Origin of the sequence: Desulfosediminicola sp. (assembly GCF_048381775.1) — a bacterium.
Taxonomy (GTDB): domain Bacteria; phylum Desulfobacterota; class Desulfobulbia; order Desulfobulbales; family Desulfocapsaceae; genus Desulfopila; species Desulfopila ganghwensis.
Genome location: NZ_JBLXGE010000003.1, coordinates 177,370 through 197,297, shown reverse-complemented (window position 1 = coordinate 197,297; position 19,928 = coordinate 177,370). Strand labels below are relative to the sequence as shown.

The window sequence follows — 19,928 nt, the reverse complement described above, 5'->3', positions numbered from 1 at the left end:
TTTCGAAGTTATTTATCTTTCTTTGTGGAATGAACGGAAGTTTTCTCAACTAGCTTACGATAATACTCATCATCGTGGGAGATGTTGGCTGGTGTGATACGGTTAGCATCGACCTTCATTAATAAAACGCTGAGTTTTCGCATCTGCTGCAAACGTTCATGCTCGTCTTCCGTTTTCGCGATAAGTTCTTCGAGTCTGGTTATCTCTTTTCTCTGCTCAATCTCTGGTGGAATGTAGCCAGCATTTTTAAGCAGTTTATATGCCATTTTCAGGTCATCGGGAACCATATGGTCATCTTCGAGCTTGAGTGGTTTGTTTTTCCAGCCAGATGTTTTTAATTCGCCATTTTCAATGGCTTGAGCGATCTTTTGTTCGGCAATAAAGGTGAGGCAATCCATTAGGTCTCGTTGTCCTTTTCACAAAATCGTGAGTAGAGATTAAGGCTTTTCAGTATATTCAAGGCTGAGCGCAGCTGATTATCTTCAGCCAGCCTCTGTTTAGCCTGATTTTGCTCTGACTCGGTTTTGGTATCTTTAGCTTTCTCAGTGCCGGGGATGTGATTTTTCAGATCAGATTCACGAAATTTCTCTTCATCCTCGTCACTCTCTTCGACCTGGCCGTTACATGGCACAAAAGGTACCTCAACATCAGGCAAAATACCAGTGGCCTGTATGGATTTTCCGTTGGGGGTAAAATAACGTGCTGTGGTAACACGTAATCCTGCGCCACCGGGAAGAGGTATGATAGTCTGGACGGAACCTTTGCCGAAAGTCCTGGTGCCGACAATTATCGCGCGCTGGTGATCCTGTAAGGCTCCGGCCACAATTTCAGAAGCACTGGCCGAACCCTCGTTGACCAGTACAACAAGCTGAAACTGGTAATCCTGAGGCGAAGTTTTGGCTTTAAACGACATGTTCTGGTTCTCGGTTCTGCCTTTGGTGTATACAATGAGACCCTCGTCAACGAACAAATCCGTAATGCTTACAGCCTGATTCAACAGGCCGCCGGGATTGTTACGAAGATCAAGGATAAGGCCTTTGATCTCTGTGTCTGCAGAAAGTCGGGCTATCGCTTCTTTGAAATCTTCGGTGGTGTGACTCTGAAAGTTTGTTATACGGGAGTAGATAATGTTAGGTGCAAGCATGAAAGATCGTACCGACTGGAGGGGGATAATGTCACGGGTAAGATTGAATTCCTTAAACTCGCTCCAGCCTTCTCTGAATACCGTTATTTTAACACTACTTCCTTTGGGGCCTCGTAATCTTTTAACAGCTTCAACTGCACCCATCTCCTTAGTTTTTTCGCCATCAATTTCTACGATTATATCTTTTGCTTTAAGGCCGGCTTGGTCTGCCGGTGTGCCCTCTATTGGGCTGATAACCGTCAGAATGTCATCCTTGATAGTGACTTCTATGCCGATACCTGAGAATTGGCCTTGTGTCTCTTCCTGGAGTTCGCTGAATCCTTCAGAGTCCAGATAGGCGGAATGCGGATCGAGCGAGTAGAGGAGACCTCTTATAGCTCCGTTAATCGTTTCAGGAGTATCGATTTCTTCGACGTAGTTATCTTGCAAGATACTCAGCACGTTGGCAAACACTTCCAGCTGCTGGTAGGTCTCCTGTCTCTGCTTGGCTTTTTCAGCCGATTCGGAATGGGAGAGTGTCGATGAGACAAGAAGGAAAGTCAGAAAAAAAAAGGTAAGACGGCAAACGAGCGCTGTGCTTCTCATGTTGGGGCTCCGACCAAGGTGATCCTTTCCGGATCACCCTTGCTTGAGAGAGGAATTGAGATCGCTGAATTCAAGTTCAGCTTCCTGGATATCCAGCTTACTGGTATCAATCCACTGCAACGGATCCTGAGATTCTTTTCCATGACGAATTTCAAAATACAATCCTTCATCAAGGAGGGTGCCAGTCTCGCTCAAGAGGCCGAGATAACTGCCTGATTTGACATTGTCACCTTTTTTGGCAGCTATCTTGTCGAGTCTTGAGGTAATAGAGTAATACTGGTATCCGTGGTGTATGATAATTGTATTCCCGTATCCTCTCAAATATCCAGAAAATATTATAGTTCCGTCAGCAATGGCCTGAACACGAGAACCCTCCGGTGCGTCAATAGCTATACCTGTTGACTTTCGCAGTACTCCGAGATTATTGGTTTTCTCTTGGTTGAAAAAGGTGATGACTTCTCCTGAAAGAGGCACGGGCAATTTGCCCTTTGAGCGAGAGAAGACATGTTTGAGGTCTTCTTCCTGGCTTTTGAGCTGAATGATGTTTGCGGAGAGTTGGGCTGCAGAGGCCTCCATTTCCAGAACCGCCTGGTCATGTAAATGTTTCTGGGTACGAATATGAGTAAGAAGCTGTTCCTTCTTGGCCCGGATCTTGGCTGTCTCTTCATTTTCGGCCCTGGTATTTGCTATAAACTCCTGCAGAACCCCTTTCTCCAAGGCGTATGCGTCCCTTGCACGTTCCAGATCATGGATTTTGGCGCGATATTTGCGTATTACATTCTGATCATATTCTATCATTGTCTGGAACGCTTCCTGAAATCTCAGCAGTTCAGGAAGTGACCGGGAAGAGAAGGTAACGTTCAGGAAGCCAATTTTTCCCATTTTATAATAGGCGCTGCCACGTTTTGTGAAATGGTGCAGGACCCTTTTCTTATCTGTCTGTAGCTGGGAAATTTCCTGCTCTTTGGTAGCTATGAGTTCCTGCTGAAGTTGTGTCTGCTGTTCGAGTTTTGAAACTTTTACCAGTTGTTTCTGAAGCTTCTGGTTTATCTCTTCAAGCTCGTGTAGAACGTCCTTTTCTTTTTGAACGGATTTGCGAGATAGATCCTGCTGGTTATGAATACCAAGCTGAAGTCTTTGGATGTTGATCCTGTGGCTTTCAATATTTTTGCGAATTTCTTTTCTGGTAAAGGCGTCGACATCTGTTGATGCTGCGAGTATCGGCGGGCTCAAAATAAAAGCCGAGCATAAAAGATAAAACGCAACACTCTTATATCCGGCCCGGGATTTTTGAGGCGCACTGGACCATTTGCGTTTACTCCGTGCGGGTAGCCGGTAGCCGTGACTGTCATGCGATCGGGTTGATGTCATGATAATATCAATCATATACGCAGGTACCGTCGCATTGAAGTGTGACTGCCAACTGCGCAGAGCAGAATCGATATACCAATGATCGCTATTACCGTGGCAGGCGGGAAGAAGGCAAAATCAATCAGGTTGAGAAATCCCTGGCCGGTAAAGCGAATGGTGATCCATTGAAAGAGAAGGTAGAGGGAAGCAAGACCGACTGTCGAACCAAGTGCTCCCTGTAAAAAACCTTCGAGTAGAAATGGTGTGCGTATGTAATTATTGGTGGCTCCGACAAGCTTCAACAACTCAAGTTCATCCTGCCGTCCCATAATAGTAAGACGAATGGTATAGGCAACCATGAAAACAGTCGTTAAAATCAGTAGGCTGCCACTGAGCAGGACAACGATAGAGAGCAACCTGGTGAAATGGAAAAAACGTTCAATCCAGTCTTTTCCATACTGTACCTTCATGGTACCGGGCAATTTAGCCAGATAGCCGGAGAAGAGCTGAATCTGGTTGAGGCTCCTCAATGTTTTCAATGGGGTGACTTCGATAGAGGCGGGAAGGAAATCCTTGGGCATATCTTCCAACACATCGCGGTCATTGCCGAGTTGCTCGGAAAATTGTGTAAAAGCATCTTCGCTCGAAACAAATTTGATACTCTCTACATCATCGAAAGCGAGAATTTTGTTTCTCAATTGTTCCTTCATCTCTGGGACCGGCTCTTCCTGAAGGTATACGATCAGTCGCAGGTCGTCGCTCAATTGGTCACTGACATTGAGCATGTTCATATAGATGAGATAAAACAGAGTAAAAATAAGCACCGAAAGACTGACCGTGAGTAAAGTCATGATCTGCGACATCCAGGTCTGTCTGAGGTTCCGCCCCACCTGTCGTATTACCGTAAACCAGAAACTCATACAGCTGTACCTCCTGTAAGAGAGTGAATCATGCCACCCCTCAGTTCCATAATGCGACTGGAACTATCTGTATAAATAGACTCATCATGGGTAGCTATAATCACAGTCGCGCCTGATTTATGACTGTTATTAAGTAATTTCACGACACGCTCTGTGGTATCGGCGTCGAGATTGCCTGTAGGCTCATCCACCAGTACCATGGTTGGAGAATTGGCGACGGCCCTGGCAAGGGCAACCCGCTGCTGTTCTCCACGTGAGAGTTCAGCCGTTATGGTATTATGTTTATCGGAGAGATCAAGCTGTTCAAGTAGTGATCGAACACGATTGCGTATGATCTGCGGTTTTTTATATGAGACCTCCATGGAGATTGCGATATTTTCAGCAGCAGTTCGATCGAGGAGTAACTTGAAGTCCTGGTAGGCAACCCCTATCTTTTGGCGAAGTCGAGCCAGTTTTGCTCCCCGTATTTTGTGAATCGATTTGCCTGAAACCTCTATAAGCCCGTTTGAGGGAGGCTCCATACTCGAAACAAGCTTCAAAAGAGTTGTTTTGCCAGCTCCGGAGCGACCGATGATAAAAAACTTTTCGCCGCGTCCGATTGATAGGGAAATGTTTGTCAGAGCAGCGACATCAGGTGGATATCGCTTGAAAACCTTGATCAGTTCTACCATCGGGATGTCTTGACTTTTGGCGCTGTTTGTCATGGAATCTAAAATCAATGCTATTGATCGAAAATGATCGATATTACTTTCTCGGCTTGGAGGGCCTGATAATTTAAGGGTTTTACTTTAAATAAGGGTATAACCTAAGGAAACTGCAAAGTAAATAGTCCTCGCCAGAATTTATACCACAATTAAGGGCTGACGTCATATACGAAAATAGTCGTTTTAACCTGATATTATGAAGGTAGTAGTCAAAATGATCTCAATTTTGTGAGAAAAATCAGAATAGGTATCGTTCCGGATAGTGGTGAATTCACCGTAAGCACAAACAAAGGTGTAACTGACTGATTGGGAAATTAGTATTTACCCAAAACAAACCGGGTTATTCAGATTAACGTTGTCGAACACATCGCAAAGATAAGCGGCTTGGTTCCATGCATTTTTTTTAAACCTTGCAAGTTCAAGCGCAGTTGTTATTTTTATTCGTTTTATGTGATACTAGCCAACGGCTCTTGAACACCCAAACAAAACATTCGTTAACACTTGACAACTATGACTTTGTCTCTGGTTGAAGTGATTTACATGAAAGGAGAATATCATGGACTATAGGGCAACTCTCAATCTGCCCCAGACCAAGTTCAAAATGAAGGCGAATCTTGCACAAAGAGAGCCGGAATACCTTAAACGCTGGGAAAAAGAGGGACTGTATAAAATGCTCCAGGAGCACTCTGCAGAAAAACCTCTGTTTGTACTGCATGACGGCCCGCCATATGCGAACGGTCATATTCACCTTGGTACCGCCTTCAACAAGATTCTCAAGGATATCATTCTCAAGTCACGCCGTATGGCTGGATTCAATGCGCCATACATTCCGGGCTGGGACTGTCACGGGCTGCCTATTGAGCATAATGTAGACAAAGAGCTTGGCGAGAAGAAAAAAGTAATCCCGAAGCTTTCCAAGCGTGGTGCCTGTCGCAAATACGCTGAAAAGTGGATTAAAACCCAGAAAGCCGAATTCAAGAGGCTGGGTGTGCTGGGCGACTGGGATGCGCCATATCTTACTATGACCTATGAGTATGAGGCTGCCATTGCCCGTGAGTTCAACCGCTTTTTGCTCTCAGAGTCTGTAATACGTAATAAGAAGCCAGTTTACTGGTGTTCAACCTGTACCACGGCTCTGGCTGAGGCGGAAGTGGAGTACCACGACCACACCTCACCATCGGTATATGTGAAATTCCCTGTAAAAGACGACATTTCTGATGTCGATTCAGCACTTGCAGGAGAAAAGGTGTTCGTTGTTATCTGGACAACCACCCCATGGACCCTGCCTGCGAACCTGGCGATAGCTCTGCATCCTGATTTTGAATATGCTGCGGTCAAGGTTGGTGAAGAGACCTGGGTAATCGCAAAAGAGCTGGTTGAAACAGTCATGAGCGAGGCTGGGATTGAAGATTATTCGATCCTTTCAACTTTTTCAGCGGTTGGCCTTGAGCGCAAGAATTGCCGTCACCCTTTCCTCGACAGGGATTCGCTGCTGGTTCTGGCAGATTATGTTACCACCGATGCCGGTACCGGCTGTGTTCATACCGCACCGGGTCACGGAACCGACGATTACCAGACAGGTCTGCGTTACGGGCTTGAGATTCTCTCTCCTTTGAATAACGATGGAACCTACACTGAAGAGGCAGGGCCATACGCCGGCGAAAAAGTGCCTGAGGTCAACCAGCGCATTATCAGTGATATGCTCGAAGCAGGAGTACTGATTCACCAGAACAAGATCCATCACAGCTACCCGCACTGCTGGAGATGCAAAAAGCCGGTTATGTATCGTGCTACTCCGCAGTGGTTTATCTCAATGGAGAAAAATGAGCTTCGCAACAAGGCTCTGAGTGAGATCGAAAAGGTTGAATGGACTCCTTCCTGGGGCATGCAGCGTATCCAATCTATGGTTGAGGGGCGTCCTGACTGGTGTTTGTCACGCCAGAGATCATGGGGTGTACCGATTACCGTAATCAGCTGTTCTTCCTGTGGTGAGATTGTACGCAGCGAAGAAGTGGTAAACAAAATCGATGAGCTGTTTCTCAAAGAGGGTGCCGATGCGTGGTTTAGACATGACGTCGGGGAATTCCTTGCGGAAGGTCATAGCTGTTCATGTGGATCTACAGATTTCACTAAAGAAGAGGATATCCTCGATGTATGGTTTGATTCAGGAGTCAGCCATGCCGCAGTGTGTGAAATCCGTGACGAGTTGAGAGCACCTGCGGATTTGTACCTCGAAGGCAGCGATCAGCATCGCGGCTGGTTTCAGAGTTCTTTACTGACCTCTGTGGGAACTCGTGGCTGTGCACCGTTTCATGGCGTTCTTACCCATGGTTATGTTGTTGATGGCGCCGGTAAAAAGATGTCCAAGTCTGTTGGCAATGTCGTAGCTCCGGGCGAGGTCATTGAAAAGTACGGTGCTGAGATCCTGCGTCTCTGGGTCAGCAGTGAAGATTACAAGGACGACGTAAAGGTCTCCGACGAGATCCTGCGCCAGGTCTCTGATGCCTATCGAAAGATCAGAAACACCATCAGGTATATGCTTGGTAATCTGAGCGATTACGATCCCGCAGTTCACCAGGTCGCAACTGAGAATCTTCCGGAACTCGATCGTTGGGCACTGGCAAAATTTGAAGAATTGAAATCCAGGATTTACACTTCATACGAAAAGTATGAATTTCATTCGATCTATCATGGTCTGAACTATTTTTGTGGTACAACCATGAGTGCTTTCTACCTTGATATCATAAAGGATCGTCTCTACACTGCGGGAACAGATTCTGAATCACGCAGGGCAGCGCAGACTGTGCTCTATGATATCCTTGATGGTTTGCTCAGACTGATGAGCCCTGTGTTGAGTTTTACCGCTCAGGAAGCCTGGGAGTCTCTACACGGGCATGATCAGAAGACAGCTCTGAATGAGAGCGTGTTCTTCTCGGATTTCCCAGCGCCTGCCGAGACAGGTATTGATGCCGAGCGGGAGGCACGTTGGACCAGGCTGATTAAAATTCGCTCCGAAATTACCGGTGCTCTTGAGCACGCACGGCGGGAGAAAGTGATTGGACATCCACTGGAAGCAGAGGTCTTGCTTTCTGTTGAAGGAGAACTCGCTGAGTTTGTCAAACAGGAATGGCAGACCATCAAAGAGATTTCAATCGTCTCCGAGCTCAACGATCTCGAAACAGCATCCGGTGTTGTAGAGAACGTTATAGCAAGTGAGGAGTTGCCCGGAGTGAAGGTTGCGGTTCGGCCCGCACCGGGTGCTAAATGTGAACGTTGCTGGACACGCTCTACCACAGTAGGTATGGACAGCAATCATCCGTTAATCTGCGAGCGCTGTGCAGGTGTTGTTGCAGAAATGGACTTGCCAGCTGAAGAGTAGACGTGCCATATTTTATAATTGCCGTGATAGTCTTTATCGCGGACCAGTACACGAAGCATGTGATAGTTAATTCGTTTCACCTGTATGAATCCAGGGAAGTTATCCCTGGATTCTTCAATCTCGTCTTCGTGACGAATTCGGGTGCAGCATTTAGCTTTTTAGCCGATGTGGATTCTCCATGGCGCCACTACTTCTTTTTAGGAGTGGGACTTGTCGCCATGGTTGGCTTGACCATCGGCTATTTTGTAATGAGAAAAGAGAGCCCGTGGTATTGCTTTGCTTTTGCCAGTATTGCGGGAGGAGCAGCCGGTAACCTTGTTGACAGGGTTCGCTTTGGTTCAGTGGTCGATTTTTTAGACGTATACGTAGGGAGTTACCACTGGCCGGCATTTAATGTTGCGGATTCAGCCATATGTGTTGGTGCCGGTGTATTTATCCTGATCTCTCTCTTGGAATCAAGAAAAGGTCAGAAGGGGAACGTTCAATGAAAATAGCAGTTATATTTCCAGGTCAGGGTTCACAATATCTTGGTATGGGCAGCGATTTCGTACAGGAAAGTGTTGAAAGCAACAATTTACTGAAACTTGCCGAAGAGATTAGTGATTTGCCGTTGGAAAAACTCATAAACAACGGCCCGATGGAAGAACTTACCATGAACGCCAATCTGCAACCGGCGATTACCGCGACCAATCTCATCTGCTGGAAAGCGATGGAGAAAGAACTTGGTGAGCAAAAGGTAAGTTACTTTGCAGGTCACAGCCTTGGCGAATACTCCGCACTGTGTGCGGCCGGGGTACTTAGCGTTGAAGATACTATTCGGCTGGTGGCTAAGCGTGGTTCGCTCATGGAGCGTGAAGGCCGTCAGAATCCTGGTGGTATGCGGGCTGTGGTTGGTTTGACAATAGATGAAGTTGACCAGCTTATCAGTAAGTACCAGGGTGAGGGTGTTGTAACGACGGCAAATCACAACACGCCGGAACAGGTTATTATCTCCGGAGATATGCAAGGTCTTGACGACATCACTGTAATGGCAGAAGAAAAAGGCGCCAAGGTAATTCCGCTCAATGTCAGTGTAGCAAATCATAGCCCGCTGGTGGCCGCTGCTGTACCGGATTTTGAAGATTTTCTTACTGAAGTTGAATTCAAGGAGCCTCAGACCCCGGTATATTTTAACGTCTCTGCCGAAACTTCCGCAGACCCGATAAATATCAAAAAGATGATGGGGCGACAAATTGCCTCGCGGGTTCGTTGGTGCGAGATCATTACCCAGATGATTGAGGATGGCGTCGATACCTTTATCGAGGTCGGACCAAAGACCGTACTCAAGGGCATGTTGCGGAAGATCAAACCCAAGGGTGTCAAGCTGACCACGCTTCAGTGTGATACTCCAGAGTCCCTTTCGGCTTGTCTCGCCAAGCTGTCTTAATGATTGAAAGTCCTTAGTACATTCATCCAAAAACCGTTTCTGTAAGGGATTGTGTTTGCAATTGAATAGCACAATCCCTTACAGATATCCGATTTTGAATTGCTGTCAGTCAGGTACGTCTTATGCTAAAGCAGTGTATGCATCTTGTTCGGGGTGGAGGTTCTATTAATTTCGAGCAGGCGGTGGCGTTGGCCCGGGATACACAGCCTGAGCATTTATTCGAAGCCGCTGACCGGTTACGTAGAGAGTTTCACAAAGACAACATCGATCTCTGCTCCATCGTCAATGCCAAGTCAGGTAAGTGTAGTGAAAACTGTAAATTCTGTGCACAGTCTTCATGGCATGATGTCGCTATTGAATCCTATGATTCTGTCAGCGACGAACTTGCGCTGTCAATGGCGAGAGAGAACGAGGAATATGGTGTAAAGCGGTTTTCTCTTGTAACTGCAGGCAGGAGCCTGACTGACGGGCAATTGGCTGGTTTTGGTAATTTGTTCAGTCGAATTGCCGAGGCTACCAACCACTCCCTCTGCGCATCAATGGGTTTTCTTACCCAGGCAAGAGCCGAAAAACTCATATCTTTTGGGGTCAGCAGATATCATTGCAATCTTGAGGCATGCCGCAGCTATTTTCCAGAGGTCTGTAGCACCCACACCTATGATGAAAAGGTTGAGACCATAACAATTGCGCAGCAGGCTGGGATGGAAGTTTGCTCAGGTGGCATCATTGGCATGGGTGAGACTTTTGAGCAGCGATTGGAAATGGCATTTGAGCTGCGTGAGCTTGGAATCCGTTCAATACCAATTAATATTCTGAACCCGATCCCCAATACTCCACTGGCTGATGTCGCGCCGCTGGAAGTCCCTGAAATATTGACCTGTCTTGCCATGTTTCGATTCATAAATCCCAAGGCGGTCATCAGGCTTGCCGGTGGCAGAGGGCTTATGGGGAATAGCCAGAGAGAGAGTTTTCTGGCAGGGGCCAATGGTGCAATAGTAGGCAATTACCTCACCACGGCAGGCAACAGTCTTGCCGAAGATATCGCAATGTTCACCTCGCTTGGCTTTAACGTTGAGTTGCCCGAAAACAGGGAATAGGAGAGGAGATTGTGAAAGATTTGCAGCAACTCCTTGAGTTCGATCGAAAACATCTCTGGCATCCGTATACTTCCATAACAGATCCACTTCCGGTGTATGCGGTTGAGTCGGCGTCCGGCGTCCGCCTCCGCCTGGCTGACGGCAGAGAACTGATTGACGGCATGGCCTCGTGGTGGTGCGTCATTCATGGTTATTCTCATCCCGAGTTGACCAGAACGATTCAGGAGCAGGCTGCAAAGTTTTCCCACGTGATGTTTGGTGGGCTTACTCATAAGCCGGCGGTAGATCTGTGCCGATTGCTGGTAGAGCATTCTCCGGCGGGGCTTGAGAAGGTATTCTTATGTGATTCCGGCTCTGTCGCTGTAGAGGTGGCTATGAAAATGGCCATGCAATATCAGTATGCCCGGGGCAGGAAAAATAAAAACAGATTTCTCACGATCAGGGGAGGGTATCATGGTGATACCTTCCATGCCATGTCCGTCTGTGACCCGGTAACCGGAATGCATAATATCTATTCAGGTGTGCTGCCTGAATATTTGTTTGCCGAGCGGCCTACCTGCAGATTCGGGCAGGATTGGTATCCTGAAGATATACAACCGTTTGCAGAACTGATAGCCGATAACTGCGATCAACTTGGTGCGGTAATTCTTGAGCCTATCGTACAGGGTGCTGGGGGCATGTACTTTTATCACCCCGAATATCTGCGAGCTGTGCGTACCCTTTGCGACAAGTATGATGTACTGCTGATCGCCGACGAAATCGCCACGGGGTTTGGTCGAACCGGAGAGCTTTTTGGCTGTGATCATGCAGGAATCAGCCCGGATATCATGTGTCTTGGCAAAGCATTGACCGGCGGTTATATGACGTTGGCGGCGGTACTGGCCACGGAACGTATCGGGGTGACCATATCCGAAGCTGCGCCTGGTGTTTTTATGCACGGGCCAACCTTTATGGGCAATCCACTTGCCTGCAGTGTTGCAGTTACTTCTCTGCAGCTGCTGCTGAATTCAGACTGGCGGAAAAATATTGAGCGAATAGCCTCAGGCCTGACACGTGGACTGGCTCCATGTGCGGATTACTCTCAGGTAGAGGATGTCAGGGTTCTTGGTGCAATTGGCGTGGTTGAACTGAAACAGCCGGTGGATATGGCCAGAATTCAGGTAGAATTTACCGACAGAGGTGTATGGGTTCGTCCTTTTGGAAAACTGGTCTATGTGATGCCGCCATATATAATTTCTGATACCGACCTGGCTGAACTGACTGAAACGATTTGTGATGTTGTTGCACTGGGGAATGAATAGATGGATCTCGGCTATTCAGACATACTTGATGGGTTGAGAGCGTCAGGCAGGTTCAGGCAGCTTAAACCTCTTTCCGGCAGAGACGGTTGCCGGTTGAATGTAACAGCTGATCGCGCTTTGTTGAACCTCTCTTCCAACGACTATCTGGGAATTGCGGGCAACAGAGAGCATGTCGAATTCTTTTACAGTGGCCTTAACCGGGAAAATTCCCTTGAAAATTTCCGTCTGGGTTCTACCTCATCGAGGCTTTTAAGCGGTGACTGTGAGCAAATGCATCTACTGGAAAAGGAGCTTGCAGAGGCTTACGGTTTCGAGGCAGCGCTCTTCTTCAACTCCGGTTACCATGCTAATATCGGCATTCTTCCCGCTCTACTAGGTAAACATGACCTTATCCTCACCGATAAGCTTAATCATGCCTCCATCCATGATGGTATTCGCCTGTGCAGGGCCACTTACAAGCGATACAGGCACTGTGACTACACCCACCTTGAGAAGTTGATTCAGCAGCATCGTGACACCTATCAGCGGGTTGTCATCATTACCGAGTCCGTATTCAGCATGGATGGAGATGTTGCAGATCTCTCAGAGCTGGTACGAATTAAGGAGAAGTATGATTGTCTGCTCTATCTGGATGAGGCTCATGCAGTGGGAGTCTGGGGGCAGACAGGGCTAGGGAAAGCTCAGGAATTTGGCGTTCTTGATAAAATTGATCTGCTTGTCGGGCCTTTTGGTAAAGCCTGTGCCTCCATGGGTGCTTTTGTACTCTCGAATGCTGAAATCCACGATTATCTTGTAAATACCAGCAGGTCGTTAATTTTCACAACGGCGCTGCCACCGGTTATCGCCAGCTGGAACCTTTACGTATTCAGACTGATTCAGCAGATGGGCAATGAGCGTAAGCATTTGATTGAGTTGAGTGTCCGACTCCGGGAAAGCCTACTGGAGTACGGGCTGCGCACAGCCGGGAGCACCAATATCGTACCGGTAGTAATAGGTGAGAACAAAGCCACCGTTTCCGCAGCGAATAGCTTGCAGGAGGACGGCTATCTGATATTTCCGGTCCGGCCTCCAACTGTTCCCGAAGGAACGGCGCGTTTCAGGCTTTCGTTGACTGCAGATATGCAATGGACTGATCTTGCCCCATTGGCAGCCAGGATAGCGAAAGCCGTTGGCCCCTTGCACCGGGCTGGTAGCGAAAGATGAAATGGAACTGGCTGGCCAGGCAGGGGGCGGATCGACTGCTGGTCTTCTGGAATGGTTGGGGGATGGATGAGCGGCCTTTTGCTCCTTTGCTCGCAGAAGGTATTGATGTACTCGTTCTTTCAGATTTCACAAAAGTTTCCGGCCAGGACAGAAGGGACATTTTATTGGAGATGGGCCCGGTAGAGCATTACCGGGAGCGTGTGTTGCTCGCCTGGTCTATGGGGGTCTGGGCCGCACATACTTTGTTTAACGGCTATTCTACTATTTTTCAGAGAAAAATCGCTGTCAATGGCACGCTCTGCCCAATCCACGATAGTTATGGAATTTCCCGAAAAATATTCTCTGCTACTGCCTTGAACTGGTCAGACCCGGCCAGAAAAAAGTTTTACCGCCGCATGTGTGGTGAAAAACAGCTGACAGACCGATTCACCGCAAATGAGCCTGCGCGTTCTGTTGAAGATCAACGACAGGAGTTGGATTGGTATCTGGATAGCGTCAGCTGTAGTTTGGCAGAAGAGAGTTTTTTTGATGAAGCGTGGGTGTCTAGAAAAGATAAAATAATGGTGACCGAAAACCAACTGAATTTCTGGGGAAGTGATGTGCAGCTGCTCGATGGTGGCCATTTTCCCTTCTACCAGAAACAAAGCTGGTCTGAATTACTTCAATTACCAAATAAATGAGAACGGCAAGGTCGTGATGGATTTCTATGCGTGCTGATATAGAAACAGGAGCTGGGGTTGGAAATGCAGAGCGAATCTGCAGCTATTTCAAACGAAGTATTCCAAGCTATGAAAAAAATGCCTCTGTTCAGCAGGTCGTGGGACAGAACCTGGTTGATCAGCTCACCTCTTTCAGTGACCTCAGACAGAATCGTGTTCTGGAAGTCGGTTGTTGCACCGGTTCCACTACCGCTATGCTTTGCGATTCCTTCGATATCAGAAAAATCTGGGTGAATGACCTGGTTGAAGAGTGTTGCTCTATGACCGCCGAGAGAATAGGCGCACAGGTGGAAGAAGCCATTGCCTTGCCCGGTGATATCGAGTCAGTGCCGCTCCCACAATCTCTTGACCTGGTAATTTCTTCATCAACATATCAGTGGTTGAAAGATCTGGCGGCCTGTTTTACCAGGCTTGAAGCGACGTTGGCAGAAGGTGGTTTTTTTGCCTTCAGCATGTTTGGTCCCGGTACCATGAGCCAGGTACAGCAACTCACCGGGGTCGGGTTGAACTACCCGGATGAGAACAGCATCCATGCTATTGTCAGTCGACTGTTCACTATAGAACTCATTGACACGTCTCACCACCGTATATATCTGGATTCACCGCGGGAAGTACTGCGCCATATAAAGAATACCGGGGTTGGAGGAGTCTGTGGTTTTCGCTGGACTCCTTCTAAACTCAGGGCATTTGAAACCGAGTACTGTTCCCGTTTTGGTGCTGCTAATGGAGTACCGGTGGATTACGCAGCCATCACGGTAATCGCGAGAAAGCTTTCATGACAAAAGAACCAGGCAAAATTATAGCAATCACAGGTATAGACACTGATATAGGCAAGACAATAGCAACTGGTCTGATTGGCAGAGGTTTATTGGAGGCCGGGAGATCAGTTATAACCCACAAGGCTGTACAAACAGGCTGTGACGATGTGAGTGAGGATATCGTGGCACATCGAAACATAATGGGTCTCCCCAGGCAGCAAGTGGACCTTGACGGAAAGACATGCTCCTACCTCTTTCCTGTTCCATGTTCACCGCATCTTGCTGCACGGCTTGCCAAAAGGAGCATTGACCCGAAGAAGATAACTCGTGACGCGAGGGAGCTATCTATGCATTATCAGTTTGTTTTGCTTGAGGGAGCTGGAGGCTTATTTGTTCCGCTGACAGAAGAGGTTACCTTGATTGATTATTTTTCCGAAGAAAAGGTACCTGTGATTCTGGTAAGCAGTTCACGGCTTGGCTCTCTCAATCATACACTTGCTTCTCTGGAGGCTTTGCATAACAGGAGCATGTCATTGTCCGGTGTGGTTTATAACCGCCACGATGACAGCGATTTACGGATCGCAGAGGATTCCCTGGACATGATCTCAAGTAATTTGCGGAAATATGGTTTTAACTGCCCACTTATTGAGATGTACGGGGTTGAAAACTATGAGGCACCAGGTGCCTGTCTGCCATTTTCGACACTCTGTCTGGCCGGGTGATACGATAATTTTTCAATATTAGGATAGTAAGAGAGTATGAAGCATTTGGTGAAACGTTGCCTCACTTGTCGTCATTTTCGTCCCAAAGATACTGTAGAGGGGATTTGTCGTATTGATAAAACATTGTCGCCTGATTATCCGATCATGGGGCATGAGGATGTCTGTGCCAGCTGGTTAACAGCGGGACAGCAATATTACATAAGGGCTGGCTGGGTGAAAAAGCAGCTGGAAAATAAGCAGGAAGATCAACAATAACCTGTTGATCCCTTTTGCATCAGCGTACCCAGCCCTCTGCTATTTATAATCTGAGGGCTGGATGTCGTATTTTTTAAGCTTGTAATGGATAGATCTCCTGCTGATATCCAAAAGTTCTGCTGCACTTTTTTGTACCCCGTTAGTTTGACGCAGGGCCCTGATTATAGCTTCCCGCTCACTGTTCTCCAGTGAGAATTCACTGCCCTGATCAGGTGCCGAATCCTCTTTGCGTGATTTTGACGTCGGTTGCTCGAGCTGGAAATCTTCAGGCAGTAGAGTATTGTTTCGACAGAGCACTACACCGGCTTCAAGCGCGTTTTTCAGTTCGCGCACATTGCCCGGCCAATCGAGTTGCTCAAGCCAGTCCATGGTTGAATCAGGGATATGGACTACAGGAATGTTATAAGTGTTGCAGTGGCGTTGAACGAACATTTTGGCAAGCCTGGGAATATCCTGTCGACGTTCTCGCAGGGGGGGCAGATTGAGTGTTACTACCCTTAATCTGTAATAGAGATCCTGCCTGAATTTGCCCTCTTCGATATCAGCAGTTAAATCCGCATTTGTTGCAGCCAGAACTCTGCAGTCAATCTGCTTTTCGTCAATCGCGCCAACCCTGCGAATTTTCCTGTCTTCGAGAAATCTGAGTAGTCTATGCTGCATTTCAGATGAGATATTGCCGATTTCATCAAGAAAAAGGGTGCCACCCTCAGCCGCTTCAATGAGGCCGGTTTTGTCCTGTATAGCGTTAGTGAAGGCACCTTTGGTATGGCCAAAGAGTTCACTTTCAAGAATGCCGGGTGGGGTTGAGCCACAGTCCACGACAATGAGTGGGCCGTTTCTTCTGGGGCTGGCGTCATGAATAGCCTTTGCAATGCACTCCTTGCCAACACCGCTCTCACCTAATATCAGTGTATTGACATCGCTGGACGCTACGCGGGAAACCATTTCTTTGATTGCGACCATAGGCTTACTGGAACCCCAGATAAAGCCAGCACTGCCTTCCTCCACATCATTAGTACCGGTATGTGATGGGACAGTTTTTCCTGCTGCGAAGAAATCTTTTACTTTTTGAACCAGAGTTTTGCCGTCAAAAGGTTTGGTAAGATAATCCAGGGCGCCGGATTGAACAGCGGTCACTGCTTCAGGGATATTTCCGAATGCAGTGAGAAAAATCACCGGCAATCCCGGGGACTTTTGCTGCATCTCTGCATATAGTTCTATACCGCTCATGCTCGGCATTTTTACGTCGGATATAACGAGATCGATCTGTTCGCTGGTCAGTAATGCCAGGGCTGTCTGGCCATTTGTGGCCTTATGGGTGCGAAAACCCGCAGCACTGAATCGTGCATCGAGTACTTCGAGGATATTGGTGTCGTCATCGACAAGTAGCAGGGTGTATTTGGTACTGCTCATAGTGGTTTTCTCTTTTCCTGGATTTGCTGGTCGATGGCTTCAAGCTGTGAAATCTGATGCTGCAGGGTTTTAACGTCTTCCTGTAACTCACCGATCTGCATTTTCTGATTTGCGACAGTCCGCCGCAGTGACTGTTGCTGGCCGGCCATATTTTTGGAGCCAACTTCCAGGGCTTTTTTCAAAACATCTGGGTCTTCACCGTACATGAGTTTGGGATAACTGGTTTTCCATTCTTCGAGAAGCCCCACCGCCGACATGAATTGACTGGTGTTTTGAGCAGTAATGATCCGGGTACTGGCGAGATAGTAGAGCGCGGTGTTCTTTGCCTCTTTGGTGCTATTACCGTCATAGACCTCGGAAAATATTTTTTCCGCTTCCTGGTACTTTCCTGCTGCAAAGGCCTTCTCACCTAATTTGATCTGATGAGAATCAGGGTTCAGGTGATGCATCAAGGGCACGGAGCCGCAACCTGAGAGCATGAGAGGCAGCAATATGACGAAAAAAATATAAGTATATAATCTCATAGTCCGCTCGTGAAAATTGATAAGTTTTGTATATGTGGCTCTAATTTCTGACAATACCATGCTGACAGTATGATTAAGGCTCAGTTGTTCAATTATTGCACTGGCAGGGTAACTGAGAAAGTGCAGCCATTGCCGGAATTGTTGGTTACGACAATTGTCCCCCCGAGCGCATCGATAATCTTTTTAGATATGTAGAGACCAAGACCCATACCGTCCATGTGCTTGCGAACAATCTTACTTCGATAGTATCTGTTGAATATCAATGGGATTTCTTCTTCTGCGATACCGGGGCCTTCATCTGATACGCCCACGTGAACATACCCTGATTTTGACTTTTTGAGAATAGCAATGCGAATATGACCACCCTGAGGGGAAAATTTAACAGCATTGCTAATAATATTAATAAAAACTTGTTGCAGCTCTTTTCGATTTGCCAAAATGATATCTGACTTGCTGGCAAAATCATGATCAATGGTGATTCCATTCTTGTCGGCGGCAGAGGTAACGCTGGCGGCACATTTTGCAACGAGAGGCATGAGGTCTATCTCCTCCTTGTTGCCTTGGCCATGAAGGGCATCAAGCCTGGAGACATCCATAAGATGGTGTAGAAGTTCTGTAATTCGAATAAGTTCAGATTCCGCAATAGCCAGAAACTTCCTCTGCTTTTCATTGATTTTCCCAAGTATCTCATCATGCATCATACTCACAGACTCTTGTATAGTGGAGAGAGGTGTGCGAATTTCATGGCTGAGTGTAGCAATAAAATCGGAGCGAAGACTTTCCTGTTCGTGGAGTTCGAGACTCATTTCATTGTAGGCAGTAGCGAGATCTTGAAATTCATCTTTCGATGTAACCTTAAGCCGCTTTGAGAAATCTCCCTTTGAAAGTGTTTTCAATCCTTCAGTCAGCTGTCCCAGAGGGATAAGAATTGATTTAGAAAGAAATATTACAGCAAAAAAAGCTGTAATAACAGCTATTCCAAAACATATCATTCCGTTTCTTGTGGCCTGGAGAGTACGATCGTGAATTACGGTCATTGACTCTGAAATATGATCCTGATTCAGATCACGGAGCTGCACTAAGAGTGATAACCAGCCATTCAGGGTGTCTTCATCTATCCAGGCGATAGTCTCAGGATGTTCAAGGCTGGCAAAACCCATGACATTGACGTGCTCCGCATACTCCTCGAGAAAGTCGACAAAAGGAGCTGGGGCTTTGTAGCCAAGCGAAGAAAGTTGACTGATGGTGAGCAGGCTGCTGTCGAATGTGGTACGGGCGGATTCAAAGTATTCCCTGTACATTTCGCGATTTAGCAGATTGAACTTTTTGGCGTTGGAATCCATTTCAAGCAAGTCCTCAATCAGAATTTTAGACTGGATGGATACCACATTGTTGATGCGTACTATTTCCTCCGAGAGGGTTGCCATATGTCGGATATGTAGAAAAACATGGACAATGGTGCCGTAGAAAATCAGTACGAAAATCAGCAATAGAATGGCAAGCCTGGCTGTGATAGGGATTCTTGGCAATACGGTTTTCAAGTGGACCTCATATGACAGAAATAAAACAGTGCTGATATCTTGATACGCAATATGCAGGTGTTTTGGCGATAGTAGACGAGGAATTTAACAGGTACGGGAGTTGAAAGCGAGCAAAGAGCATCTGTAAAACAACATCACTGAAGTTGTTTTACAGTTATGCAGTCTTCAATTGAATAAGGTCCTGCCACAGATACTTGAAATTGCACACCAGGGGGCGAGATTTGCACGTTATCTGCAGTCAGTGAATGGTGTCCGTTGAGCAAACTATTGAAATTTCTAGACATGAGATGATGGCATGCAATTTGCTACAGGGTTATGAGATTGCAAAGCCTGTGAATGAAATTTGCAAAAGGGCATAAAGATAACCGGGAATTATAGTGAAACAGCCAGCAAAAAGTCGGAGCGGAGATAGTGGAAAATATTCAAATACAAGCAGTAGTAAAGGCATTGTTTGTCTGCACTGCAGTCATCCTGACTGCCGCGCCACTACATGCTCAGTCGGTGCGGAGTATGACTGAAAATTCTGTGGTGGTCTTTGAATCCAGTCTTCAGCGAATTCAGAAAACTTTGACTGGTGTGGTTGGCAAAATTGGTGATTCACTATTCCTGGAGACCGCAGAAGGTGCATTTCGCATCAGAGGTCTCAGTCTGGACGAGATAGTAGGAAAAAAGGTTAATCTAACCGGTGTGGTTAAGAAAAATGAGGAGGAACGGATTATTTATGTAGCAAAAGCAGAAGTACAAGAGTGAACCGCTTGAGCGGTAAACTCTATTTGCGGGTGCGGTAGGTTCCGCATGCGCATTTTGACTTAACGGTCACCTGGGGTAAAGAGGCCATCCTTGAAAGGATGGCCTCTTTTTTTTTGAAAAAGACCTAATCCATTAGC

General features: G+C 47.0%; 19 protein-coding genes. 11 read left to right on the top strand and 8 right to left on the bottom strand.

Annotated elements, in window-relative coordinates:
* Positions 1 to 8: 8 nt before the first annotated feature.
* Genes ACN5NT_RS06335 through ftsE form a run of 5 tightly spaced genes read right to left on the bottom strand, consistent with a single transcriptional unit; the run spans position 9 to position 4,703 of the window.
* The gene (locus ACN5NT_RS06335; RefSeq protein WP_136796645.1) at positions 9 to 398 is read right to left on the bottom strand and encodes a DUF1992 domain-containing protein; all 390 of its coding nucleotides are present in this window, start codon (positions 396 to 398) and stop codon (positions 9 to 11) included.
* Positions 398 to 1,729, bottom strand: a complete 1,332-nt coding sequence (locus ACN5NT_RS06330) for a S41 family peptidase (RefSeq protein ID WP_419174869.1) — start codon at positions 1,727 to 1,729, stop codon at positions 398 to 400. Before ACN5NT_RS06330 ends, ACN5NT_RS06335 begins: the two co-directional genes overlap by 1 nt.
* Before the next feature lie 33 nt (positions 1,730 to 1,762).
* A complete protein-coding gene (locus tag ACN5NT_RS06325; protein WP_419174868.1) occupies positions 1,763 to 3,100 on the bottom strand; it encodes a murein hydrolase activator EnvC family protein in 1,338 nt (445 codons plus the stop codon).
* Positions 3,101 to 3,111: 11 nt separating this feature from the next.
* A complete protein-coding gene (gene ftsX, locus ACN5NT_RS06320) occupies positions 3,112 to 3,999 on the bottom strand; it encodes a permease-like cell division protein FtsX (protein ID WP_419174867.1) in 888 nt (295 codons plus the stop codon).
* On the bottom strand, positions 3,996 to 4,703 hold the full coding sequence (ftsE, locus tag ACN5NT_RS06315; protein ID WP_228721345.1) for a cell division ATP-binding protein FtsE: 708 nt from the start codon (positions 4,701 to 4,703) through the stop codon (positions 3,996 to 3,998). The genes ftsX and ftsE overlap by 4 nt, the downstream gene beginning before the upstream one ends.
* Positions 4,704 to 5,259: 556 nt before the next feature.
* Between ftsE and ileS the strand changes: the two genes are divergently transcribed.
* The 10 genes from ileS to ACN5NT_RS06265 all read left to right on the top strand — a co-directional run bounded on the left by ileS (position 5,260) and on the right by ACN5NT_RS06265 (position 15,563).
* On the top strand, positions 5,260 to 8,082 hold the full coding sequence (ileS, locus tag ACN5NT_RS06310; RefSeq protein ID WP_419174866.1) for an isoleucine--tRNA ligase: 2,823 nt from the start codon (positions 5,260 to 5,262) through the stop codon (positions 8,080 to 8,082).
* A gap of 2 nt (positions 8,083 to 8,084) precedes the next feature.
* Complete coding sequence (gene lspA / locus ACN5NT_RS06305; RefSeq protein WP_419174865.1) at positions 8,085 to 8,570, top strand: signal peptidase II; 486 nt, start codon at positions 8,085 to 8,087, stop codon at positions 8,568 to 8,570.
* Positions 8,567 to 9,508 (top strand): ACP S-malonyltransferase, encoded by a 942-nt coding sequence (gene fabD / locus ACN5NT_RS06300; protein WP_419174864.1) that lies wholly within the window; start codon positions 8,567 to 8,569, stop codon positions 9,506 to 9,508. Before lspA ends, fabD begins: the two co-directional genes overlap by 4 nt.
* Before the next feature lie 122 nt (positions 9,509 to 9,630).
* Positions 9,631 to 10,605 carry a biotin synthase BioB gene (gene bioB, locus ACN5NT_RS06295; RefSeq protein WP_419174863.1) on the top strand — a complete coding sequence of 325 codons (975 nt, stop codon included), beginning with the start codon at positions 9,631 to 9,633 and terminating at the stop codon, positions 10,603 to 10,605.
* Between the two features lie 11 nt (positions 10,606 to 10,616).
* On the top strand, positions 10,617 to 11,906 hold the full coding sequence (gene bioA, locus ACN5NT_RS06290) for an adenosylmethionine--8-amino-7-oxononanoate transaminase (RefSeq protein ID WP_419174862.1): 1,290 nt from the start codon (positions 10,617 to 10,619) through the stop codon (positions 11,904 to 11,906).
* Positions 11,907 to 13,109: an aminotransferase class I/II-fold pyridoxal phosphate-dependent enzyme gene (locus ACN5NT_RS06285; protein WP_419174861.1), complete on the top strand. Its 1,203-nt coding sequence runs from the start codon at positions 11,907 to 11,909 to the stop codon at positions 13,107 to 13,109.
* Positions 13,106 to 13,789 carry a DUF452 family protein gene (locus ACN5NT_RS06280; RefSeq protein ID WP_419174860.1) on the top strand — a complete coding sequence of 228 codons (684 nt, stop codon included), beginning with the start codon at positions 13,106 to 13,108 and terminating at the stop codon, positions 13,787 to 13,789. Before ACN5NT_RS06285 ends, ACN5NT_RS06280 begins: the two co-directional genes overlap by 4 nt.
* A gap of 26 nt (positions 13,790 to 13,815) precedes the next feature.
* Positions 13,816 to 14,607, top strand: a complete 792-nt coding sequence (locus ACN5NT_RS06275) for a methyltransferase domain-containing protein (RefSeq protein ID WP_419174859.1) — start codon at positions 13,816 to 13,818, stop codon at positions 14,605 to 14,607.
* Positions 14,604 to 15,308, top strand: a complete 705-nt coding sequence (bioD, locus tag ACN5NT_RS06270; RefSeq protein WP_419174858.1) for a dethiobiotin synthase — start codon at positions 14,604 to 14,606, stop codon at positions 15,306 to 15,308. Before ACN5NT_RS06275 ends, bioD begins: the two co-directional genes overlap by 4 nt.
* Before the next feature lie 36 nt (positions 15,309 to 15,344).
* Positions 15,345 to 15,563, top strand: a complete 219-nt coding sequence (locus ACN5NT_RS06265) for a hypothetical protein (RefSeq protein WP_419174857.1) — start codon at positions 15,345 to 15,347, stop codon at positions 15,561 to 15,563.
* Positions 15,564 to 15,602: 39 nt separating this feature from the next.
* Here the strand turns inward: ACN5NT_RS06265 and ACN5NT_RS06260 are convergent, their stop codons facing one another.
* From ACN5NT_RS06260 to ACN5NT_RS06250, 3 genes are all read right to left on the bottom strand, one after another.
* Positions 15,603 to 16,976: a sigma-54-dependent transcriptional regulator gene (locus ACN5NT_RS06260; protein ID WP_419174856.1), complete on the bottom strand. Its 1,374-nt coding sequence runs from the start codon at positions 16,974 to 16,976 to the stop codon at positions 15,603 to 15,605.
* Complete coding sequence (locus ACN5NT_RS06255; RefSeq protein WP_419174855.1) at positions 16,973 to 17,500, bottom strand: hypothetical protein; 528 nt, start codon at positions 17,498 to 17,500, stop codon at positions 16,973 to 16,975. The genes ACN5NT_RS06260 and ACN5NT_RS06255 overlap by 4 nt, the downstream gene beginning before the upstream one ends.
* A 92-nt stretch (positions 17,501 to 17,592) precedes the next feature.
* Positions 17,593 to 19,041: an ATP-binding protein gene (locus tag ACN5NT_RS06250; protein ID WP_419174854.1), complete on the bottom strand. Its 1,449-nt coding sequence runs from the start codon at positions 19,039 to 19,041 to the stop codon at positions 17,593 to 17,595.
* A 411-nt stretch (positions 19,042 to 19,452) separates the two neighbouring features.
* Between ACN5NT_RS06250 and ACN5NT_RS06245 the strand changes: the two genes are divergently transcribed.
* The gene (locus ACN5NT_RS06245; RefSeq protein ID WP_419174853.1) at positions 19,453 to 19,791 is read left to right on the top strand and encodes a hypothetical protein; all 339 of its coding nucleotides are present in this window, start codon (positions 19,453 to 19,455) and stop codon (positions 19,789 to 19,791) included.
* Positions 19,792 to 19,928 lie beyond the last annotated feature (137 nt).